This window comes from Falsirhodobacter deserti (assembly GCF_004015795.1).
In the GTDB taxonomy this organism is placed as follows: domain Bacteria; phylum Pseudomonadota; class Alphaproteobacteria; order Rhodobacterales; family Rhodobacteraceae; genus Falsirhodobacter; species Falsirhodobacter deserti.
In genome coordinates, this window is record NZ_ML137218.1 from 1063793 (window position 1) to 1084053 (window position 20261).

Sequence of the window (20261 nt, forward strand, 5' to 3'; positions counted from 1 at the left end):
ATGGCTGGGGTGGTTACGATCCGGTCTTGCCGGGATCCTTCACCGCCTCAAACGTCTGAAACTCGATATTCCAGAGCTGGTCGTCCTGACGTTCCACCCGTCGCAGATAGACGTTCTGCACGATGTCGCGGGTTTCGGGGTCGATGCTGACAGGGCCGCGGGGGCTTTCCCATGACATGCCCTTCATCGCGTCCATCATCGCCTCGCCGCCCTCGCCGCCGGTTTCCTCCAGTGCGGCATAGATCAGGTGCATCCCGTCATAGCCGCCAACGGCCATGAAGTTCGGGCGCATCCCGTTCGTCGCTTCCTGGAACGCCTGCACGAATTCGTCGTTTTTGGCGCTGTCATGCGCAGCAGAATAGTGGAAGCCCGTGATGGCGGCCAAAGCCGGATCGCCCATGCCGTTCAGGATGTCGTCATCCGTGATCCCGCCATCGGCCAGCAGCTTGATGCCGGATTTATCAAGCCCCCGTTCGACATATTGCTTCATGAACTGGGCGCCCACGCCCGAAGGCACGAAGACGAAGATCGCGTCGGGCTGCGCGTCGGCCACCTTTTGGAGGAAGGGGGAGAAGTCAGGGTTTTGCAGCGGGACGCGCAAGGTGTCCGTCACCTCGCCGCCCGCATTGCCGAAGGTGGAAACGAAGGTCTTCTCCGCATCGATGCCGGGGCCATAGTCCGACACGACGGTCACGACCTTGGTCATCCCTTCAGAGGCGGCCCATTCGGCGATCTTCGAGGTCACCTGCGGTGTGGTATAGCTGGTGCGGACGATGAACGGCGATTGTTCGGTGATCGAGGATGTGGCGGCGGCCATCACCACGGTGGGTGTCTGGCCGCGGGTGGAAAGCGGTGCCGTTGCCATTGCCAGCGGCGTCAGGCCGAAGCCGGCCAGTGCGCCGACCTTATCCCGCACGATCAGTTCCTGCGCCAGGCGCTTGGTGGTGTCGGCGACACCGGCATCGTCTTTCAGGATAAGCTCGATCTTCTGACCGCCTGCCTCATCCCCGTGCTGGGCCATGTACAGCCGCGCCGCAGCCTCGATCTGCCGACCGGTCGACGCGAAGGGCCCCGTCATCGGCAGGATCAGCCCGATCTTGAACGTGCCGTCCTGTGCCAGTGCCGGTACACCCGCGATCGCGGTCGAGAGCCCCAAAGCAGCGCCCATAAGCATGTGTCTTCTTTTCATCGGGTCTCCTCCCCCGTTTTTGGCTGGCGGCAGCCTCCCCGCTGCCGCTGACTTTCACGTCTCGCTGACCTCCTCCTGCGGTTGCAGGATCAGGCTTGCCCCTCGGAACCCTTCGGGCAGGCTGCCCAGCCCAAGGGCGCGATCCAGATTGCGTTGCGACAGGCGGGCATGTTCGCGCATGATGGCCTCGGCCCGCGTTCCCTGCCGCCCGGCAATGGATTCCAGTACGGCGCGGTGATGCTCCTGTCCAATCAGCAGATGATCGTGCGCGTCGCGATCATGTTCGTACATCCCGACCAGGGCGCTGGACGACGCGAAGGGGCGATTGTTTGCCCGCGCGATCTCCTGGCAGAGAAGGGCGCTTCCGGTGGCGGCGGTCAACCCGTCATGGAACTGCGCGTTCAGTCGTTCGTATCGCGGAAGATCGGATCGGGCGAAACTGTCCGCATTCAGCAGGGCATGAATCCGGTCAGAGATTTGCACAAGATCCTGCAGGGCCTTCCGGTCGATGCCACGTTCCGCAAGCCAGCGCGCGGCCAGACCTTCAAGCGTGCCGCGCAATTCGATGGTATCGGCAATCTCGCTTGGAAGAAGGCGGCGGATGGCATAGCCGCCCCCCGGCATCGGCATCAGCAACCCTTCATCGGTCAGCCGCTGAAGCGCGGCCCGGATCGGGGTGCGCGACATCGACAGCATCTCGGCCAGTTGCACTTCGGTATAGCGGGTGTCGGATGTCAGCTGGTTGCCGACGATCATGTCACGCAAGGTCATTGCCGCGCGTGCGGTTTGCGTCTGTCCGTTTCTAATGATGCTGTCATCATTCATAGCAGAGCGCTCCTCTGCAGTCAGTGTATACACACAAAACGATTCGGTGACATTTTTTTGTCGAACTTTGAAGTTTTCCTGCATTGCGCTCGTCGTATTGTATACCCACGCCTTTCGGCATATGGGGCTGCGGCGAGGCGATATGCGCGTTGCGTGGATAAGGCTTCAACTTCTTCGGGAAACGGATCAAGAAAGCCGCCGAAGCTCTGCAGCGAAAAAGGAAGACGCCTCATGATCCGGTCCGCCCGTCTTGTACTATGTATGGTGACTGCCGCAGCCGTATGCGGTTGTGGTGCCGTGGCGCTGCCACTCCGGGCAACCAGCGCCGTGGTGAAGGTGGTTCCAGTGGCTGGTAACGTGGTGGCGGCCCCGCTGGATGTAACAGCAGGCGTTATCGACTGATCCATCCCGGCGATGGGGCCAGCATCATACCGCTTTCCGAACGCCAGCAGGCAGCCCCGCCTTCATGCGAAGCTTGCACGGCAGCCCGAGTGCGACCAGCGGCTGTTCTAGCGTGCCGTTGATGTCGCATATGTGGCAGCGTTCTGACAGCGGAACTGCAAGGCCGCGCGTATCGATGCCTGTCCTTCATAAAGGGACCATCACCATAGGCCGAGGGTGGAGACGCTTTCATGCCCTTCTCGCGACGAAAGAGGCGTCGCTTCAGCATTGACGCCCATGTCATATCGCTGAACAAGGGTGGTTGAATCGAGGGGGAGGACATCATGATCGGCAACTTCAAACATATCGGCATCGCAACCGTTGCCGCGACACTTCTTGCGCAGGGTGCAGCGCATGCGCAGGACTGGCCGTCCGAACCGGTCCATGTTTTTGTCGGCTTTCCCGCCGGCTCGTCGCCTGACACCATTGCGCGCCTTGTGGCCGAGCCGCTTTCCCAAGCTTTGGGTCAGCCCGTCGTGGTCGAAAACAAGCCGGGCGCGGGCGGCGTCATCGGCGTTCAGCAGATGCTTTCGCAGGCGGACACCGGTCACAGCTTCGGCGTTACGATCAACGGGCCGCTGACCACATCTCAACGGCTGGTGCCGGATCTGAGCTATGAGACGGCAAGCGACATCGCACCTGTCGCGCTGATCGCGACCAGCCCGCTTGCGCTGACGGTGCCCGCCGATTTTCCGGCCGATGACGCCGCCGCTTTCATCGAGGAGGCGAAGGCCAATCCCGGCGATATTGCCTACGGTTCAGTCGGGCAGGGTTCCGGTGCACATCTGACGGCAGAGCTTTTCGCCGACGCCGCGGGGATCGAGCTGTTCCACATCCCGTTCCAAAGCTATGCCGAGGTGACGACCTCCATGCTGGCCGGAGAGATCGATGCAGGCTTCATGGCCCCCTCTGCCGCGCTGCCTTTCGTGGAGGCGGGGCAGCTGAAGATGCTTGGCCTTACTTCGGCAAAGCCGTTCCCGCAGGCACCCGATGTGCCGGTGCTGGCAGGTCAGGCCGGTATTCCGGATGATTTCCGCGCTGAACTGTGGAACGCCTTCATCGCTCCGGCTGGAACCGATCCCGCGATCATCGAGCGGCTGAACACCGAGATCAACACGATCCTTGCCGATGAGGCGTTGCAGCAGAAACTGCTGGCAACGGGCTGGAACGTCGCGCCCGGAACGACCGCTGATCTGGCGGCACGGATCGAGGCCGATACCGCCCTTTGGGGCAAGGCCATCGACCTAGTCGAGGCGAAGGACCAGTAAGCGTCCATGCAGCGCGATCACGACGACATCATGTGGGGCGCGATCCTTGCCCTGCTGGGGCTTGGGGTCGCGGCCTATGCCGCTGCCTGCTATGACATGGGCAGCCTGAGGCGGATGGGGCCGGGCTTCTTCCCGGTCATGCTGGGGATCGTTCTTGCGGTTCTGGGCGCGGCCATCGCCGTTCCCGCATGGTGGCGCAAGGGCGTCGCGCGTCCTCTTTACTGGCGGGAGGCATTGGGCGTGACCGCTTCGCTGATGCTGTTCAGCGTGCTGATGGGAACGGCGGGGATCGTGGTGGCGACCGTGGTCACGACGCTGGTGGCCAGTTCCGTCGCGCCGCGTGGCGGCACCCTGTGGCGCGTGGTTCTGGCCGTTGTGGTGGCTGCGCTGACATGGCTGATCTTCATCGCCGGCCTTTCCATGTCGATCCCCGTCTGGCCGTGGAGCTGAAATGACAACGCTTGAAGGCCTTGCGCACGGGCTGTTGGTTGCGCTGCAACCTTCGATCCTGATCTACAGCCTGCTGGGCGCTGTTCTGGGCACGCTGGTGGGCGTTCTGCCGGGCATCGGGGCGATGGCGGCAATCACGCTGCTTCTGCCGATCACCTACCACATTTCGTCCGAGGCGGCGCTGGTCATGCTGGCGGGGGTTTATTACGGCGCGCAATATGGCGGGGCCGTGGCTTCGATCCTGCTGCGGCTGCCCGGAACCCCGCAATCGGCAGTTACCACGCTTGATGGTTATCCGATGGCGCAGCAGGGCAGGGCAGGCGTTGCGCTGTTTACCTCGATGGTGTCGTCCTTCGCAGGGGCGATGCTGGGCATTCTGATCCTTGTGGTGCTTTCCGGCTGGCTGGCTGGAATGGCAACATCATTCGGCGCGGCCGATTATGCGGCGATGATGGTCATGGGGCTGGTCGCAGCCTCGACCATCGGCAACAGCCGCCCCGTGAAAAGCCTTGCGATGGTCGTGGTGGGGCTGATCGCAGGCTGCATCGGCACCGACGTGAATTCGGGCGTGCAGCGGCTGACCTTCGGGCAAACCCAACTTCTTGACGGCATCAACCTTGTCGCGCTGGCAATGGGCCTGTTCGGCGTGGCTGAGGTGATCGCCAATATACAAGGGGCGGATCGCCACGGCCCACCCAGCCGTGTAAGTTTGCGCCAGTTGATCCCGACCCGCGACGATGTGCGCCGGATGGTTGGCCCGATCCTGCGCGGCACGGGCCTTGGCGGTCTGTTCGGCGCCTTGCCCGGAACCGGTTCCACGATCTCGTCCTTCCTCGCCTATGGGTTGGAGCGGCGGATCGCACGAAAGCCCGAACGCTTCGGCAATGGGGCGATCGAGGGGGTCGCAGCGCCGGAATCCGCTAACAATTCCGCCTCCATCACCGCTTTCGTGCCGACGCTGACGCTGGGCATTCCAGGCGATCCCATCATGGCCCTGATGTTGGGCGCGCTGGTGATCCACGGCATCCAGCCGGGACCAACGCTGCTGACAAGCCATCCGGACATGTTCTGGGGCCTCGTGGTCAGCTTCGGTATCGGCAACCTGTTCCTTCTGGTGCTGAACCTGCCGCTGATCGGCATTTGGGTGTCGATCCTGCGGATCCCGTTTCGCTGGCTGTATCCGGCGATCATCGTGTTCATCTGCCTTGGTGTCTATTCCGTGCGCGGGTCGACCTTCGACATCTTCATGGTCGGTGGCATCGGCATCACCGGCTATGCCCTGACAAGGGCCGCCTTCAGTCCTGCGCTGCTGCTTCTGGGCTTCGTTCTTGGACCGCTGATCGAGACGAACCTGCGCCGTGCCATGCTTGTTTCGCGCGGCGACGCGATGATCTTCCTCGAGCGGCCCGTCGCCTGTGCCTTCGTTGTCGCGACCGTGTTGCTGCTGATCTGGCCAGTTGTGAAGCGGATCATCCCCAAGCGCTGACGTTCCTGACAGGCTGCTGAAGAAGTGGGTGTCCAAGACCATTCATCGCTTCGTTGGACGGATGCGATTGCGAGTGATCCTCGCTTTCGTGACCCACCACCTCGCCCGGCTTAAGGCCGCGGTCTGCAGGACGATGAGAAACGACGGCCTCCCGCATCGGGCGACGCGACGTAGGACGCCGACAGCGCGAGGGAAACCGCTCCGGACTGCAGACTTCTTCAGCAGCCCGTCAAAGAACGAGGACTGCCCGGAAATCGTTGACGTTGGTAAGCGTGGGGCCAGTTTGGACAAGATCGCCCACAGCTTGAAAGAAGCTGTAGCTGTCATTCCGCCGCAGTGCGTCCGACGGGTCAAGGCCGGCAGCAATTGCGCGGGTCAGCGTACTGGGCGTGACAATCGCGCCGGCCGCGTCTTCCGTTCCATCAATGCCGTCAGTGTCCGCGGCCAGCGCGAACCCTCCCTCCATGCCTTCCAGCGCACGTGCCATTGCCAGCGCGAATTCTGTGTTGCGCCCGCCACGACCGCTGGCATCTGCACGCAAGGTGACAGTGGTTTCACCGCCGGAAAGAAGAACCACCGGCGCGGGATGCGGCAGGCCATGGGTCAAGCAACTGCGGGCAATGCCAGCCATCGTGCGGCCCATCTCCCTCGCTTCTCCTTCCAGGGCGTCGCCCAGGATCAACGGATGGATACCGGCCTGTTCGGCAACCCGTGCTGCAGCAGCAAGTGCCATCATCGGCGTGGCGATAAGCCGATAATCGGCAGCGAATGGCGGGATCTTCTGGGGGCGTGCTTCCAGTAATGTTCGGGCAGCGGCTGGAAGCTGATCGCCAAGGGCCTTCACCACGTCCGAAAGATCCACATCGGCCAGCGGATCGAATATCGTCGGGCCCGAGGCAATGGTCTGCGGGTCATCCCCCGGCACGTCCGAGATGGCAAGAGTGACAACCCGTGCCGGTGCCGCCGCCGCAAGTTTGCCGCCCTTGATCCCCGAAAGCCGTCTGCGCACCTGGTTCATCATCGAAATCGGCAATCCAGAGGCCAGCAACAGCCGGTTCACCTCGATCTTGTCCTGCAGCGTGATCCCGGGTGCGGGCATGGTCATCAAGGATGATCCCCCGCCGGAGATCAGCGCCAACACAAGATCATCCGGCCCCGCAGACCGGACGGCGCCAAGAATGCGGCCGGCTGCACGTTCGTTTTGGGCATCCGGCACGGGGTGAGATGCTTCGATAACCTCGATCCGGTCCGTAGGGACTGCGTGACCATATCTGGTCACGACAACGCCGCCCAGATCCACATCCGGCCATGCCAGTTCCACCGCTCGCGCCATTGATGCAGAAGCCTTGCCGGCCCCGACCACTACGACACGCCCCTTCGGTTTTTCCGGCAGATGCTGCGCCAATACCTGAAGCGGATCCGCGCTTCGGACGGCCGCATGGAACATGTCGATCAGCAGTTGCCGTGCGTTCGTTTCATCCATCCCATCCCCCGCCGCATGGATGCTTTACGATGAACCCAAGGCGCCGTGGCGGCAAGGCTTGAACGCAAGTCGCAGCGTGAATCCGGATGCCAAAGGACCAGAGAACTATTCCCCGGGCTTCCCCTTGATCGCACGTAGCGGAACGTCCGTGGTCGCCTTGGAATGGCCGTCATCGCGCGTGTTATACTTGGACGATGCTGCGCTTGCATCGTTGTCACCGGCAGGCATGCTTCCGGGTTGCTTTGACTGATCGTCGGGACGTTCATCCTTGAAGCTGGTTTGTTTAGAGGCCGGATCATGCCGGATCTGGCGTTGGTCGATCTTGTTGGTCATGGCTTCCTCCGTTTCCTGACCAACGAACGGCGGCGCGATATTGTTTCCTTCGCGCCGGTGTCCCCCTCGCTCAACCGGTGATCAGCTTGCCAAAGCGCCCCGTGCGGTTCCAGATGCCCATGATAAAGGCGAAGCACAGGATCGGAACGCAGAGCCAGATGACAAGATAGGCGGCGGGAAACTGAAGAAACTCCACGTCCGCATAAAGCGCCCCGACATAGTAGAACATGATCCCGTGGGACAGGAAAAACGGGAAGGCGAAGCGGTCAAGGTTCGAGAGCCTTGCAGCCCGTTCCGCCAGTATGAGCGCAATTGCCCAGAACCCGAGGGAGGTGACCGGCCTGCGGATCAGGTTGTCGAAGTAGTCGTTCAGGGTCAGTTGCGGGAAACTCGCGATCAGAATGCACAAGGCGGCCAACGCTGCGATGGCAAATACTTTCCAGCCTGCGGGCATTTTGATCGGGTTCACGGCGATCAGAACGCCCATGCAGTAAAAGAACAGGATCTGCGGTCGCAGAACCAGAATGGACGAGATGTCCGCAACGTAAACCACTGCCGCCCCAGCAAACAGCAATGCAGGCAGCTTGCGGGCGAGGAACAGGAGAAGCGGCGTCATGAGAGACATGACGAACAGGTCCCGCAGGAAAGTGAGGTAGATCAGCTTGCTCGTTTCTGTCAGGCCCAGAATGTCGTTCAGACCCGACCAGCCCCATAACATCACCGCGATGCTGTTCCAGATGATCATCGGAACGATCAATGCCCGCGCCCTTTGCGTCGCCGCTTCACGATAATCGCGCTTGCTGAAAAAGCCGACCATGAGAAAGCCCGAAATCACCGAAAGAAGCGGCACGCTCGACCGGCCAAGCGTATCTACGACGATCGCGCGTATGGCCGTGAAATCAGTGCCCGGCAGGTCGAAGAAATGCAGGTGAACATAGCTCATGCAGAGGATGCAGAGGACGCGGGTAATACGGATGGCATCGGACGTTACGCGATCCATGAAAGCTTACAACCTGGTTCTTGTTTTGGCAGTCTTCGGGCGAAGGGGTGCAATGGCAGTACGGACGGTTCCGCCCCAAGATGTTCGACGGTCAGGGACTGACACGGCTGTCCGGAATCCACAACCCAGAGGGATAGTAAAATGCGGCGTTTACTTCCACGTGCGTACAGGAACGGCATGAATGTTGCTTGAGTGCGGGCCATCTGAACCGGCCTGCAGCGACCTTGAGCAGTCCTTTTACATGAAACTGCATTCCATTTTATCAGGATTGGCGTTTTATTGGATTCGCCGCAGGGAGAGCGGCGGGTTTGGGAGGAAACATCATGAACAAGCGGCAATTCATGGGACTGGGCTTGGCGACCGGCATCGGGGCCATGGCCGCGCCGGGCCTGCTTCGGCAGGCCAGTGCGGCGACGGACGGTATTCCCACTGACTGGCGGGATGGAGAAACTGGCTATCGCATCGTTCGCCTGTCCCGGCAGGACGATTCCCGTTCCTTGTATTTTCACGACAATGCCTTCACGGCAGACGGCCGCTGGATGGTGTTCGAACGTCACGACGGTCTGTCCCTGATCGATTTCACCACGATGAAACCGCAGCCCCTGATCGAGGGGCAGTTCAAGGTGCTGATGGTCTCGCGCACGAAACCTGTGCTTTATGCCGAACGCCTGAAGGGCGAGGGGGTTGAAGGGGGGCGGGATTATGTTTCGATCACGATCCCTGATGGCAGCGTCACCGATATCGCAACGAACGTGGACGGCCGCATCTATTCCGTGAATGCCGACGATACGCTTCTGCTGGGCACGTGGGCCGAACGGCATTACGAACTTCAGCCGGGGCCGAAGGTTGCCAATACCGATGGCGGTTACAATGCCGTCGGGCCGGATGGAAAGCCGCTAACCTTTCAGGCGGCGAAGGAGGTGCGTCTGGCAGAACGCCTGAACCAGCGCATCCCGATGGAGATCTTTACCCTGAACATGCAGGGACAGGACCGGCAGGTCATCACCGGATCGACGGACTGGCTGAATCACGTGCAATTCTCACCCGCCGATCCGAAGCAGATTATGTATTGCCACGAAGGGCCGTGGCACGGTGTCGACCGCATCTGGATCGCGCGAACGGATGGGGGCGAGCCGCAGCGCGTTCATCAGCGAATGATGAACATGGAAATCGCGGGACACGAGTTCTTTTCCTATGACGGAAAGACGATCTGGTACGACCTTCAAACCCCGCGGGGGGAGGATTTCTGGCTGTCGAGCTATGACCTTGCCTCGGGCAAGCGCATCTGGCGCCACATGGACCGTGACGCGTGGTCGGTGCACTTCCAGATCTCGCGCGATGGATCGCTGCTGGCAGGCGATGGCGGGGACGAGACGATGGTGGCCCGCGCCAAGAACGGTAAGTGGCTGTATCTGTATGACGAGGAGATCATCGAGGATCTTGGTGTTTCCGCGCCGAATGCCAATGACCTTGTCCGGCCGGCCGTGTTGCATCCCAAACGGATCGCGGATCTTCGCAATCATGATTATCGTGTGGAACCGAACATCCAGTTTTCCCCCGACAACCGCTGGCTGGTTTTCCGTTCGAACATGCACGGGCCGATCCACGTCTATGCGGTGGACCTGACCTCGGTGTAGCCCGATCAGTTCATTCCGACGCTGATCGTGCCGTCGCTTTCAAGGATCATGTACGATACGTCCGAGATGTCGCGCGCGCCAGAGGCGCGGGCGGCGCTCAATGCTTCATCCTCGGTGATGCGTTCCTGCTTCATTGCCGCATGGCATAACTGGCCGTCGCGGGCCAGAAGCTTGGGTTCCGACCGCACGGTTCGCGCAAACCAGTTGGAGCGGACAGAGAGGAACGTCACCACGAACTGCAGCATCACCAGAAGCAGGAACGCGGTGGCGCCTTCCGCCAGCGCAACGGATTCCTGCAGCAGGGTGGAGGCAAGCGTCGACCCCAGCGCAACCGTAACGACAAGGTCGAAGGCATTCAGCTTGGCCAGTGTTCGTTTTCCCGAGACACGCAGGAAAAACACCAGAAGTATGTAAGCTAGTGTGCCAACGATGATGGTCCGGACAATGCCTTGCCAGTTTTGAAAGAACATGTCGGCCCAGTTCATCAGGGCTCCTTGCTTCAAGATGGGGGGCGCGCACCGGCAAAGCCGATGCGCGTAACATGGATCAGTTCAGGCTTTGGCTGATGCCGCGCAGCATGGCGAGGTGCGTATTGATCGAGGGCACCCCGACCATTGAAGCGCCGCGCGCCATCGGGTCGCTGCCATTTTCGGCATAATCCGAATGGATTGCACGCAGTTCTTCATGGCCGGCGATCTGGCCGTCGATATACATGCGATCGAATTCGGGACCGGCCGGTGCAGCCTGAAGTTCTTCCAGCATCGTCGCATGTTTCTGGGAAACCCCGCCTGCGCCAGGCTCTGCGCCGAAGGCCATGGCCGTTGCTTCCTGTTCGGCCACTTCCAGCGTTGCAAAGGTGCGAACGCTTTCATTGGTGGCTTTTTCCTGCGCGATGCGGCTGCTCAGCAGGGCAAAGTTGCCGCCAAGCAGGGCAGGCTGTTTCTGCGGGTCTTCCGCAACAGCAGCGGGCGCCGCGGCGGGCGTCTGTGCATAGCTTGCGATGGGCATTGCGGCCATAAGGGCGGCACTTGCGGCAAAGATCATTCTGCGGTTCATGTCATTCTCCTGGTAATGATGTTCCGCCAACCATTCGCCGCAGCAATGGTTCCAGCCGGCTCTTCTATCCGGCGGATTACTGCAGCGGCTGCTCTTGCTGCGGTTCGCCCGAGGGGGTTTGCCCCTGTTCCTGCGCCTCTTCCATTTCCGAGCCGTGCCAGATGTTCCGGCCGACGAAAAAGAACGCGGCGAGAGCGAACATAAGTGCAGCAAGGATGATGACGACGATTGGAGGCCTTTTGGGTCCCATTCTCCGGAAGTTGGCCATGTCTCTCTCCGATCCGCTGGTTGTCGCGAAGGCGGTGACGCCGCCTTATACAACCAAACGGTCAGTAACGGGGCAAGGTTCCGTCCCGCTGCTTCGAGCGCGCGGCCAAGGGGTGGCTCTTGGACCGCATTCTGACGATCAGTGTTTCAGGAGCGAACGGGAACACCGTGTTCAACCTGATGCTGATCTTATAGGCTAGTCACCATCAGCGGGGGCTCCATCTACCGATCTGAGATGCGGAGCTGGAAACTTGGCCGCGCTGGACGACTTGATCGCCGCGCAGGAACGCGATACCTGCGCGAAATGGCCGCGTTTTGTGCGGATACCCAACCTTGAACTGAGAACCGCCTGAACTGAACCCTGCTACGATCCGCATCGGCAGGCGCTACGGAGCAGAACGTCTCGCTGATGGCGGAGGACCTCGATGAAGGGGCCGGCTTCGCGGTCCGTGCTCACGGATCTGCCATCGGTGGTGGCGTCGCCATGGAGGGGGCCAGGATGTGGGGCTGGCAGACCTGATGATGAAAGAGAAAGCCGCAGTTTCGGCTGCTGAGTGCTCTCGACGACTACAACGGTGAGGGTCCGGCCATCGAAGTCGGCGTCATGATCTGGTTCGTGTGGTCCATGACCTGAACCAGATCATCGACTGGCGCAGCAAGCCTAGGTCGACATGGCCATCTACACCCTGCGCAACAGGGTCGAGCGCTGTTTCAACAAGCTGAAGAACAGCCGTCGGCTGGCCACACGCTATGACAAAACCGCAAGCAGTTTCCTGGGCTTCGTCGATATCTCATGCATCAGGCTATGGCTGCGCTATTTGTCAACATGACCTAGTGCGACTGGTCGCGGTGCCGAACGGCTGGCCAAGCGAATACAGGTGGTCTTGGGGCCGTTGGTGTCTCTGGTGGATCGGGGGGGCGGCGGCGCGGGCGGCGCTGGTGGAAATGGGACAGAAACAACCGCAGGGGTCGCAGGTCTTGGCGTTCTTCTGGGCTGGATCGCCACTTCTCACGCTTCTTGCCCCATGCGTCTGCGGCCTTCTTGCTGGTGAAGGTGCGGGACGCCTGCTAGACGACCGCGCCCTTGGCGCATTTGATGATCTGAGCAACGTAGGATATGGTGCCATCCTTACGTTCACGGGCGACGATGGATGCCATGTATGACCCGCTTCCGAGTATGATTGTCGAGGCACACACCATTCGGAAACGGGCGAAAATGGACCGAAAGCACACCAAAATGGGCAGGATTGCAGGGCGCTGAAATGGAAGAAAAGATAGCTACAACAACAACATCCGATCTTCCCAAGCTTGCCGTGGCCCCGATGATCGATTGGACGGATCGTCACTGCCGGTTCTTCCATCGCCAGATAACCCGGCGCAGCATGGTGTATACGGAAATGATCGTGGACCGCGCGATCATCCACGGGCCCCGGGCACGGCTGCTGCGCCGTGACGCGGCAGAGCATCCGGTGGCGCTGCAAGTTGGCGGGTCCGACCCGGCCACGCTGGCGCAGGCGGTGCAATTGGCAGCACCGTTCGGCTATGACCAGATCAACCTGAACGTGGGGTGCCCGTCCGACAGGGTGCAGTTGGGATGTTTCGGTGCCGTCTTGATGAAGGACCCGGCACTTGTTGCGCGGTGCCTATCATCAATGATCGAGGTGGCCGAAGTTCCTGTAACTGTCAAATGCCGCATCGGTGTCGACGATCAGGACCCCGAGGTGATACTGCCGGATTTCCTGTCTCGGGTTCAGGATGCAGGGGTAACGCAGGTCACGATCCATGCGCGCAAAGCCTGGCTGCAAGGCCTGTCACCGAAGGAAAATCGCGACATCCCGCCGCTGGACTATGACCTCGTGCTGCGGATGAAGGCGCGCTTTCCCGATATCCAGATCGCGTTGAACGGGGGCGTCAAGACGCTGGCTGAGGCGCAGGATTTGCTGGGGCAGGGGCTTGACGGCGTCATGGTGGGACGTGCCGCTTATCACGAGCCGATGGCGGTGCTGGGCGGGGCGGATGCCCTTTGGGGTGAGGATCATGCACCCGATGCCTTCGGCGTCGTTCAGGCGATGCGCCCCTATATCGCGGCCCATCTGGCGGATGGCGGGAAGCTCAACCAGATCACGCGCCACATGCTTGGCCTCTTTGCGGGGCGGCCCGGAGCGCGCACATGGCGGCGGATGCTTTCCGAAGGCGCGGCACGCCCCGGTGCGGATCTTGACCTTCTGGATGCCGCGCTGGAGGAGATGACGGCGGCGGCCTAAAGATGCCGCATCCGATCGAGCGCGCCTTGCAGGATATATGCCGCCGCAACATGGTCGATCACTTCGGACCGGCGGCGGCGCGAAACATCTGCCTCCAATAGGGCGCGTTCTGCGGCGACGGTGGAAAGCCGCTCGTCCCAGAAGGTCATGGGCAGCGGCGTCAGGCGCGACAGGTTACGCGCGAAAGCCCGCGTCTTCTGCACGCGCGGTCCTTCGGTTCCGTCCATGTTCAGGGGCAGGCCGAATACCATCCCGACAACGCCTCGCTTGGACAGCAGGTCCATCAGCGCCGCTGCATCCAGCGTGAACTTCACGCGCCGGATCGTCTGGATAGGCGTGGCAACGCCGCGAAAGGTGTCGGACAGCGCGACACCGATGGTCTTGTCACCCAGGTCCAGACCCGCAATCGGCCCGTGCTGGGGCAGGGCACCAGCAAAATCTTCGATCATTCCATCACCCCAGCATCGATCGCGGCCTGCCTTACCACGGAAAGGTCCGGCTGCCCATCCAACACCACCTGTGCTTTCTGCCATGCCATTCTTGCATCATTAGCGCGGTTCAGAACACCATAGGCAGTGATGAGCCTTGCCCATTCCGCCGCACTGCCGCCCTGCGCCTCAAGCCGCCCGGCAAGACCCTCGACCAACTCCTGAGTTGCTTCGGCGCGATCTGCGGCCGGCAGATCTGAAATGGCGCCCATAACCGTAGGGGCGGTCCACCGGGCGCCGGCACGCATTGCAATTTCGGGCATTGCCTGAAGAACTGACTGCTGCCACGGCGCCGCTGCAGGCGAGACGTCGAGTGCCTTTTTCCAGTAGTGGAAAGCAAGATCCTCACGTCCGCCCTGTGCCATCATCAACCCCGAAAGATACAGTGCAAGCGGCTGATCGGCATCATGCGCCAGCGCCTGTTCCAGCGCCGCTTCCCCTTCGGGAGAAACGTAGCCACCGGCAGAAATGGCCAGAAGTTCGGCCAGATGGGCATATTCTGTGGCTGATGGGCTGTCCTGCAAAGCGATGACCTGCTTTTGCGCAGCGGCAGCTTGCCTGAAGTTGCCAAGCGCGGCCTCGTTGCGGGCAAGCAACTGCTGGCCGCGCAAATCGTCGGGATTCCGTGAAACCGCATCGCGAAGCTGGTCCACCAATTCTATGAAATCGGCGTCCGCCGCCGGGGCAGGTGGGGCAGGTGAAAGACCTTCGGCTTCGGCCTGTGATGGCCGGGCAGCCCGTGCTTCTTCCAGTGCCGCGATCCGGGCCTTCGCCGGAAGATCATCATATCCGGGCGCCCCGAGGCGCGAGTAAAACAAATATGCGGCGGCGATGGCAGTAGCGATGATCGCCGCAGCCGCGATGGTGCTGCCACGGGCTGGGCTGTCGGCGCGACTTGCGTTGCGGTCGGCATCCAGAAGGCGGCGCGACACTTCAATCCGCAGGCGCTCGGCTTCATCAGGGTCGAGGGTGCCACGAACAAGATCGCGTTCCACCTCGGCCAGCTGGTCACGGTAGATCTCAAGGTCCTGCGACGCAGCTTGCGCGGGTGCTGCCCGGCTTGCGCGGGCCAGCGTCAGGGCGACAACAAGCCCCATGAAACCCGAGACTGTCCAGAAAATCCAGTTGTCCATCACCACCTCGCTTCCCTTGTCCATACGCTTATGCTGCGCACGGATAAAGCCCGCCCCGCGCCGGAAACACGGCATCGTGCGTGCGGCGGCGGGGAACCTCGACAGGGGCAGAGGTGTTTGTGTCTGCCCATTGCACAGGAGAATGGTCATGACGGAAAAGAAATCGGGCAAGGACGCACGCGGCGGTCCGATGCGGATCCTTTACACGATCATCATCGTCGGCATCATTGCCATCGTCGGCATCTCTGTCCTGTTCAACCGGGGTCCACAGGACACCGAAACGCCTGAGGCAACGCAACCTGCCAATTAGCAGGCCGCTGAAGAAGTCGCCGGGGCGGAACGGTTTTCTTCGGATGGGCCCGGCTGCATCGAGCTTCCGGCCTATCGGGGCGAAGGGTGTGCGCGGCTGATACCGCTTTTGGCTTCATGCGGTCAGCAATCGGGGCAGCCGTGCAAGGTTGTTGGCCGCCATCGTCAAAACGAAGCGGGAGCGCACTCGTTCGACGCCGCGATAAACAGTCTGAGCCATGCCGCCGACCGTCTTGGCCCACCCGAACGCCTCCTCGATCCGCTTCCGATGCTTGAGGGACAGGGCATAACCCTTGTGCCGGGTGGTTCGCCTATCAATCGCTGAACAACGCGATTTCTGCGCGACATGCGGTGTCACGCAGGCCTGTCGCAGATCAGCGACAAACGTGGCGGCGTCATATCCCTTGTCCGCCCCAAGGGTCAGCCTGCGGGTCGATCCGGGAGAGTGGCGATGCACCATGTCGAGCGCGGCACGCCGTTCGGCTCGGCCGTCCGCTTCGGTCAGATCGCCCTGCACGATCAGGCCCGAGCGGTTCTCCATCAGAGCATGGCCGATGAAGCACAGTATCGCCCCGGTGCCGGGCGATTTCTTGTAGAGGCGGGCGTCCGGATCGGTGGTCGAGGCATGGGTGGCGTTCGAACGCTTCTCGCCCCGGAAGTTGATCTCAGCGTTGCGGTGCTGGCGGGTGGGGCGGGGCATCGCGTCTGTCCCTGTCTGGACCTGTTCAGGTTGGTCGGCGGCGGTCGTGGCTGGTGAAGGCGGGTCGCTCGGTCCCTCGTCATCAGGCCGGGAGATGTCCGGCTTGAGCTGGAAGCTCTTCATCGAGGCCCAGGCCTTGACCAGCGTGCCGTCAACCGAAAAATGTTCGTCCGACAGAAGCGGCGCGACCTCCCGGTGCGCCAGGATCGCGGCCATCACCTTGCGCGACATCTCGGTCGTCAGCAGCCGGTCGCGGTTCTTCGTGAACACCGTCGGAACCCAGATCTGGTCGTCGATGCCGAGCCCCACGAACCACCGGAACAGCAGGTTATACTGCATCTGCTCCATCAGCTGCCGTTCAGAGCGGACCGAGAACAGGATCTGGAGCAGGCAGGCCCTGATCAGCCGCTCCGGTGCGATCGAGGGGCGACCGAAATCGGTATAGAGCGCTGCGAACTCGGCATCCAGGCTGGCCAGCGCCTCGTTCACCACCTGCCTGATCTTGCGCAGCGGATGCCGTGCCGGAATGCGCGCATCGAGATCAACATAGCTGAACAGCGACCCGCTCGTGTCGTCAGTGCCGCGCATCATCACCCCCGCCTTGGTCCCCCGACGGTGAATCATGTTCCTCGGAGAAGGCCAAGGATCGACTTCTTCAGCGGCCTGTTAAAGCAGTGCGGCTTCGGCCGCCATGCGGATTGCGCGGATATTGTCGCCATAAGCCTGCGGCTGCTGCGCAGACCCACCTTTGAAAACGGCTGAACCTGCCACCAGAACATCTGCGCCAGCAGCGGCCACCAGCGGCGCCGTTTCTGCCGTCACGCCGCCATCAATCTCGATATGGACGGGGCGATCGCCGATCAGCTTCCGAAGTGCCTCGATTTTCGCGATTTGCGAGTGAATGAACTTCTGGCCGCCAAAGCCTGGGTTTACCGTCATCACGCAAACCAGATCGATCATGTCAAGAAGGTGCGCCACCGCATCAAGACCCGTTCCGGGATTGAGGGCGAGGCCTGCCTTGCAACCCGCACCGCGAATGGCCTGAAGCGTCCGGTGGATATGAGGGCCAGCTTCGACATGTGCCGTGATCACGTCAGCGCCAGCAGATGCGAAAGCCTCGATATAGGAATCCACAGGGGCAATCATCAGATGAACATCCATGACGCCCTTGATGTGCGGGCGGATGGCTGCACAGGTTGCGGGGCCGAACGTGATGTTCGGCACGAAGTGACCGTCCATCACGTCGACATGCACCCAATCGGCACCTTGCGCTTCAATGGCGCGGCACTCGGCGCCAAAGTCAGCGAAGTCCGCGGCAAGAATGGACGGTGCGATCTTGATGGCGCGGCTGAACGTCATGGCAATCTCCTTTGTGATGCGGTCTGATAAACGAGCTATCAATGCGATGGAAGGCTGTATTATGTCACATAATATTGCCTATTGGACTGGGGTGTTGCGGGTGGGCGGGTTCACTTTCATGCGTCACACGCCCCTACCTTAGTCACTTTTGCGGCTGTGGAAAATCCGACAGCTCATCTGGCGCTTTAGGAAAAAATCAGATGGCCTGTCCCGCAGCCCATCCTGACGACCACGCCCATTGGAAGTTGTAGCCGCCCAGCCAGCCCGTAACATCCACAACCTCGCCGATCATGTGGAGGCCCGGAACTCGGCGGGATTCCAGGGTTCGCGCGTCCAGCTCGTCCGTATCGACGCCGCCAAGGGTCACTTCAGCCGTGCGGTATCCTTCGGTTCCGACCGGCTTCATCTGCCACGCGTGCACCTGTGCCTCGACCGCTTCCAGTGCCGCGTTCGACATGGCACCCAATGTGCCGCCGCCACATACCTCCTCCATCAGTCGCGCCAACTTATCAGGCAAGTGACGTGACAGCGCGGTTCGTAAGGCCAGCTTTGGCTGGTTGGCTCGCAAATCCCGCAGGTCACCTGCAATCTGCTTCCCTGGAAGAAGATCAACGACAACAGGTTCGCCTTCGCGCCAATAGCTGGAGGCCTGCAGGATCGCCGGCCCAGACAGGCCGCGATGCGTGAACAGCAAGGCTTCGTCAAAGCTGGCGCGGCTGCTGACACGGGCCTGAAGGGCAATGCCTGCCAGTTGGCGCAGCTTCTCCAGCTCCTGTTCGGCGAAGGTCAACGGAACAAGGGCCGGTCGGGGTTCGATCACCTCCAACCCGAACTGGGTGGCAAGCTGATAACCGAAACCCGTGGCACCCATCTTGGGGATGGATTTGCCCCCCGTCGCCACCACCAGTTTTTCCGCCTCCACGATCCCGCGCGAGGTAACGACGCGGAAGCCGGCTTCCACCTTCTCGATCCGCGTGTCCAGCCACAGCGTCACGCCTGCCTCTCGCATCTGGTCCGTCAGCATCCGGACGATCTGCGTGGACGGACCATCGCAGAAAAGCTGCCCAAGGGTTTTTTCGTGCCAGGCGATGCCGGCCTCATCCACCCGTGCGATGAAATCCCACTGCGTATAACGCTTCAGGGCCGACAGTGCGAAACGCGGATTGCGTGACAGGAACCTGTCCGCCGCAATGCCGGTATTGGTGAAGTTGCACCTGCCCCCGCCCGAGATACGGATCTTCTCGCCCGCAGCGCGCGCATGATCGACAACCAGCACACGGCGACCGCGCCGGGCCGCCTCAATCGCGCAGAACATGCCGGCAGCGCCGGCGCCAAGGATAGCCACGTCTGTTTTCATGCTCTGTCCCTAGCTGCGGGCAAGTATTTCGACAATCCACGATTTTTTCTTCGATACCCTCTTGCAGCCACTCAACGGTCCCGCTAAAAGCCGCTTCACACGAGTTGGGGCGTCGCCAAGTGGTAAGGCAGCGGTTTTTGGTACCGCCATTCGCAGGTTCGAATCCTGCCGCCCCAGCCAGTGTAATCTTCCTTACATAGCAGACCGTTGAAGCTGGCGACCTTCAGCGTGCCGCCCACATCAGGGGCATCTTCGCGTGGCTTCCGCTGCTCCAGCTCTGTCTCGGGCCGGTAGGTGCGGTATTAGGCTCTTCGCTGGATGCAGCACCATCTTCCGAGAAGCTGACAACGCCGGTGATGTTCGTGTATACATCGCCCATGCGGAACTGGTCGCCCGCATTCAGCGTGTCATCTTCGCCAAACCCGGCACCAGGATTTCGTCTGGGTTCTGCGCGATGGAGCCGTCATCCAGAACGATAGACCGCGCCGCCGTGTCCTTCAGATGCTGCTGGTAGCTTTCGACGCTGGGTACATTCACCTGCGTGAAGGTGTCGATCCGCCCATCGGGCGACACGCGGATCGTGCCGAAGCGGTCAGTCTGGAACAGCTCGCCCACGGTCATTCGTGCTATACCGTGACAAGCATGCCCTCATAGGCTTCAAGGTTGGCAACGTAATCGCCCGCAGTACTGTCGCGGTCGGGAACGTGACCAGCGTTGCCTTGGGCAATTCGGCAACGCCGTCCACAGTTGCCCTTGCGGCAGTGATGCTCGTTTCGCCGCCAACTTCGCTCACGCGCCCTTCCACGGTTACCAGACCACCCGCATCAATACCTTCAAACGGCCCACGAACGAAGATGCCTTCCCAGCTCGAGGCATCCGCGTCGGCATCGGCGCCCTCTTCCTGAACGTAATATCCGCCCAGAGTGGGCATCACCTGCGTGACACCGGCCTGAATGCGAACATCTTGACCCAGCATCGGGCTTTCATCGGCACCGCCAAGCACGCCCAGCGGCAAGGCGGGTGTATTGATCGGGAGGGGCTTCGAAGTGCTGTCGTTGTTGTCCTGCCCGTCATTCGCGTCCAGGCCCGAAAACGTCCATTGCGCGGCATTGAAGATCGGGTTGGGTACAGCACCGGGTTTGCGGACCGCCCAGCCATCAAGATAATCCCATGCGGTGCTGGTGCCGTCCTCATTAAGCTTTTGTCCCCCCCCCAT

At 61.4% G+C, this 20261-nt stretch carries 22 protein-coding genes, 1 tRNA gene and 1 pseudogene; 9 read left to right on the forward strand and 15 right to left on the reverse strand.

Annotated features, from left to right (window positions below; translation table 11 throughout):
* Positions 1–13: 13 nt before the first annotated feature.
* Positions 14–1189 carry an ABC transporter substrate-binding protein gene (locus JX25_RS05415; RefSeq protein WP_128254049.1) on the reverse strand — a complete coding sequence of 392 codons (1176 nt, stop codon included), beginning with the start codon at positions 1187–1189 and terminating at the stop codon, positions 14–16.
* A 54-nt stretch (positions 1190–1243) separates the two neighbouring features.
* Positions 1244–2014: a GntR family transcriptional regulator gene (locus JX25_RS05420; protein ID WP_164876066.1), complete on the reverse strand. Its 771-nt coding sequence runs from the start codon at positions 2012–2014 to the stop codon at positions 1244–1246.
* A 231-nt stretch (positions 2015–2245) separates the two neighbouring features.
* On the opposite strand from JX25_RS05420, the gene JX25_RS15345 reads away from it, so the two are divergent.
* The 4 genes from JX25_RS15345 to JX25_RS05435 all read left to right on the forward strand — a co-directional run bounded on the left by JX25_RS15345 (position 2246) and on the right by JX25_RS05435 (position 5659).
* Complete coding sequence (locus tag JX25_RS15345; RefSeq protein WP_421780252.1) at positions 2246–2416, forward strand: DUF6726 family protein; 171 nt, start codon at positions 2246–2248, stop codon at positions 2414–2416.
* Positions 2417–2739: 323 nt separating this feature from the next.
* On the forward strand, positions 2740–3723 hold the full coding sequence (locus JX25_RS05425; protein WP_128254051.1) for a Bug family tripartite tricarboxylate transporter substrate binding protein: 984 nt from the start codon (positions 2740–2742) through the stop codon (positions 3721–3723).
* Positions 3724–3729: 6 nt separating this feature from the next.
* On the forward strand, positions 3730–4173 hold the full coding sequence (locus JX25_RS05430; protein WP_128254052.1) for a tripartite tricarboxylate transporter TctB family protein: 444 nt from the start codon (positions 3730–3732) through the stop codon (positions 4171–4173).
* A gap of 1 nt (position 4174) precedes the next feature.
* Positions 4175–5659, forward strand: a complete 1485-nt coding sequence (locus JX25_RS05435) for a tripartite tricarboxylate transporter permease (RefSeq protein WP_128254053.1) — start codon at positions 4175–4177, stop codon at positions 5657–5659.
* Positions 5660–5888: 229 nt separating this feature from the next.
* Here the strand turns inward: JX25_RS05435 and JX25_RS05440 are convergent, their stop codons facing one another.
* The 3 genes from JX25_RS05440 to JX25_RS05450 form a co-directional block, all read right to left on the reverse strand.
* A complete protein-coding gene (locus JX25_RS05440; RefSeq protein WP_128254054.1) occupies positions 5889–7142 on the reverse strand; it encodes a glycerate kinase type-2 family protein in 1254 nt (417 codons plus the stop codon).
* Between the two features lie 105 nt (positions 7143–7247).
* Complete coding sequence (locus JX25_RS05445) at positions 7248–7475, reverse strand: hypothetical protein (protein ID WP_128254055.1); 228 nt, start codon at positions 7473–7475, stop codon at positions 7248–7250.
* 70 nt (positions 7476–7545) lie between these two features.
* Positions 7546–8475 carry an acyltransferase family protein gene (locus JX25_RS05450; RefSeq protein WP_128254056.1) on the reverse strand — a complete coding sequence of 310 codons (930 nt, stop codon included), beginning with the start codon at positions 8473–8475 and terminating at the stop codon, positions 7546–7548.
* A gap of 323 nt (positions 8476–8798) precedes the next feature.
* On the opposite strand from JX25_RS05450, the gene JX25_RS05455 reads away from it, so the two are divergent.
* Complete coding sequence (locus JX25_RS05455) at positions 8799–10112, forward strand: oligogalacturonate lyase family protein (protein WP_128254057.1); 1314 nt, start codon at positions 8799–8801, stop codon at positions 10110–10112.
* 5 nt (positions 10113–10117) lie between these two features.
* Here JX25_RS05455 and JX25_RS05460 read toward each other — a convergent pair whose 3' ends face one another.
* The 3 genes from JX25_RS05460 to JX25_RS14775 form a co-directional block, all read right to left on the reverse strand.
* Positions 10118–10597: a DUF421 domain-containing protein gene (locus tag JX25_RS05460; protein ID WP_128254058.1), complete on the reverse strand. Its 480-nt coding sequence runs from the start codon at positions 10595–10597 to the stop codon at positions 10118–10120.
* A 61-nt stretch (positions 10598–10658) separates the two neighbouring features.
* Positions 10659–11168, reverse strand: a complete 510-nt coding sequence (locus tag JX25_RS05465; protein ID WP_128254059.1) for a DUF4142 domain-containing protein — start codon at positions 11166–11168, stop codon at positions 10659–10661.
* A 76-nt stretch (positions 11169–11244) separates the two neighbouring features.
* A complete protein-coding gene (locus tag JX25_RS14775; RefSeq protein WP_164876068.1) occupies positions 11245–11418 on the reverse strand; it encodes a hypothetical protein in 174 nt (57 codons plus the stop codon).
* Between the two features lie 682 nt (positions 11419–12100).
* On the opposite strand from JX25_RS14775, the pseudogene JX25_RS05470 reads away from it, so the two are divergent.
* Together JX25_RS05470 and dusA are read left to right on the forward strand one after the other, a co-directional pair.
* A pseudogene (locus JX25_RS05470) lies at positions 12101–12265 on the forward strand (transposase); the annotation flags it as partial.
* 432 nt (positions 12266–12697) lie between these two features.
* Positions 12698–13699 (forward strand): tRNA dihydrouridine(20/20a) synthase DusA, encoded by a 1002-nt coding sequence (gene dusA, locus JX25_RS05475; RefSeq protein WP_128254060.1) that lies wholly within the window; start codon positions 12698–12700, stop codon positions 13697–13699.
* Here dusA and ruvX read toward each other — a convergent pair.
* Both ruvX and ccmI read right to left on the reverse strand, forming a co-directional pair.
* Positions 13696–14148 carry a Holliday junction resolvase RuvX gene (gene ruvX / locus JX25_RS05480; RefSeq protein ID WP_128254061.1) on the reverse strand — a complete coding sequence of 151 codons (453 nt, stop codon included), beginning with the start codon at positions 14146–14148 and terminating at the stop codon, positions 13696–13698. The genes dusA and ruvX overlap by 4 nt on opposite strands.
* Positions 14145–15344: a c-type cytochrome biogenesis protein CcmI gene (gene ccmI / locus JX25_RS05485; RefSeq protein WP_241557858.1), complete on the reverse strand. Its 1200-nt coding sequence runs from the start codon at positions 15342–15344 to the stop codon at positions 14145–14147. Before ccmI ends, ruvX begins: the two co-directional genes overlap by 4 nt.
* A 124-nt stretch (positions 15345–15468) precedes the next feature.
* Between ccmI and JX25_RS14780 the strand changes: the two genes are divergently transcribed.
* Positions 15469–15630 carry a hypothetical protein gene (locus JX25_RS14780; RefSeq protein WP_164876069.1) on the forward strand — a complete coding sequence of 54 codons (162 nt, stop codon included), beginning with the start codon at positions 15469–15471 and terminating at the stop codon, positions 15628–15630.
* Positions 15631–15744: 114 nt separating this feature from the next.
* Here the strand turns inward: JX25_RS14780 and JX25_RS05490 are convergent, their stop codons facing one another.
* The 3 genes from JX25_RS05490 to JX25_RS05500 all read right to left on the reverse strand — a co-directional run bounded on the left by JX25_RS05490 (position 15745) and on the right by JX25_RS05500 (position 19045).
* Positions 15745–16917: an IS5 family transposase gene (locus JX25_RS05490; protein ID WP_128255138.1), complete on the reverse strand. Its 1173-nt coding sequence runs from the start codon at positions 16915–16917 to the stop codon at positions 15745–15747.
* A gap of 78 nt (positions 16918–16995) precedes the next feature.
* Entirely contained in the window at positions 16996–17688 is a 693-nt protein-coding gene (gene rpe / locus JX25_RS05495) for a ribulose-phosphate 3-epimerase (RefSeq protein WP_128254062.1), read from the reverse strand.
* Positions 17689–17884: 196 nt separating this feature from the next.
* Complete coding sequence (locus JX25_RS05500; RefSeq protein WP_128254063.1) at positions 17885–19045, reverse strand: BaiN/RdsA family NAD(P)/FAD-dependent oxidoreductase; 1161 nt, start codon at positions 19043–19045, stop codon at positions 17885–17887.
* A 105-nt stretch (positions 19046–19150) separates the two neighbouring features.
* On the opposite strand from JX25_RS05500, the gene JX25_RS05505 reads away from it, so the two are divergent.
* A tRNA-Gln gene (locus tag JX25_RS05505) sits at positions 19151–19225 on the forward strand.
* Between the two features lie 219 nt (positions 19226–19444).
* Here the strand turns inward: JX25_RS05505 and JX25_RS05510 are convergent.
* Together JX25_RS05510 and JX25_RS05515 are read right to left on the reverse strand one after the other, a co-directional pair.
* Entirely contained in the window at positions 19445–19666 is a 222-nt protein-coding gene (locus JX25_RS05510; protein WP_128254064.1) for a hypothetical protein, read from the reverse strand.
* Positions 19638–20261 (reverse strand): single stranded DNA-binding domain-containing protein, encoded by a 624-nt coding sequence (locus JX25_RS05515; protein WP_128254065.1) that lies wholly within the window; start codon positions 20259–20261, stop codon positions 19638–19640. Before JX25_RS05515 ends, JX25_RS05510 begins: the two co-directional genes overlap by 29 nt.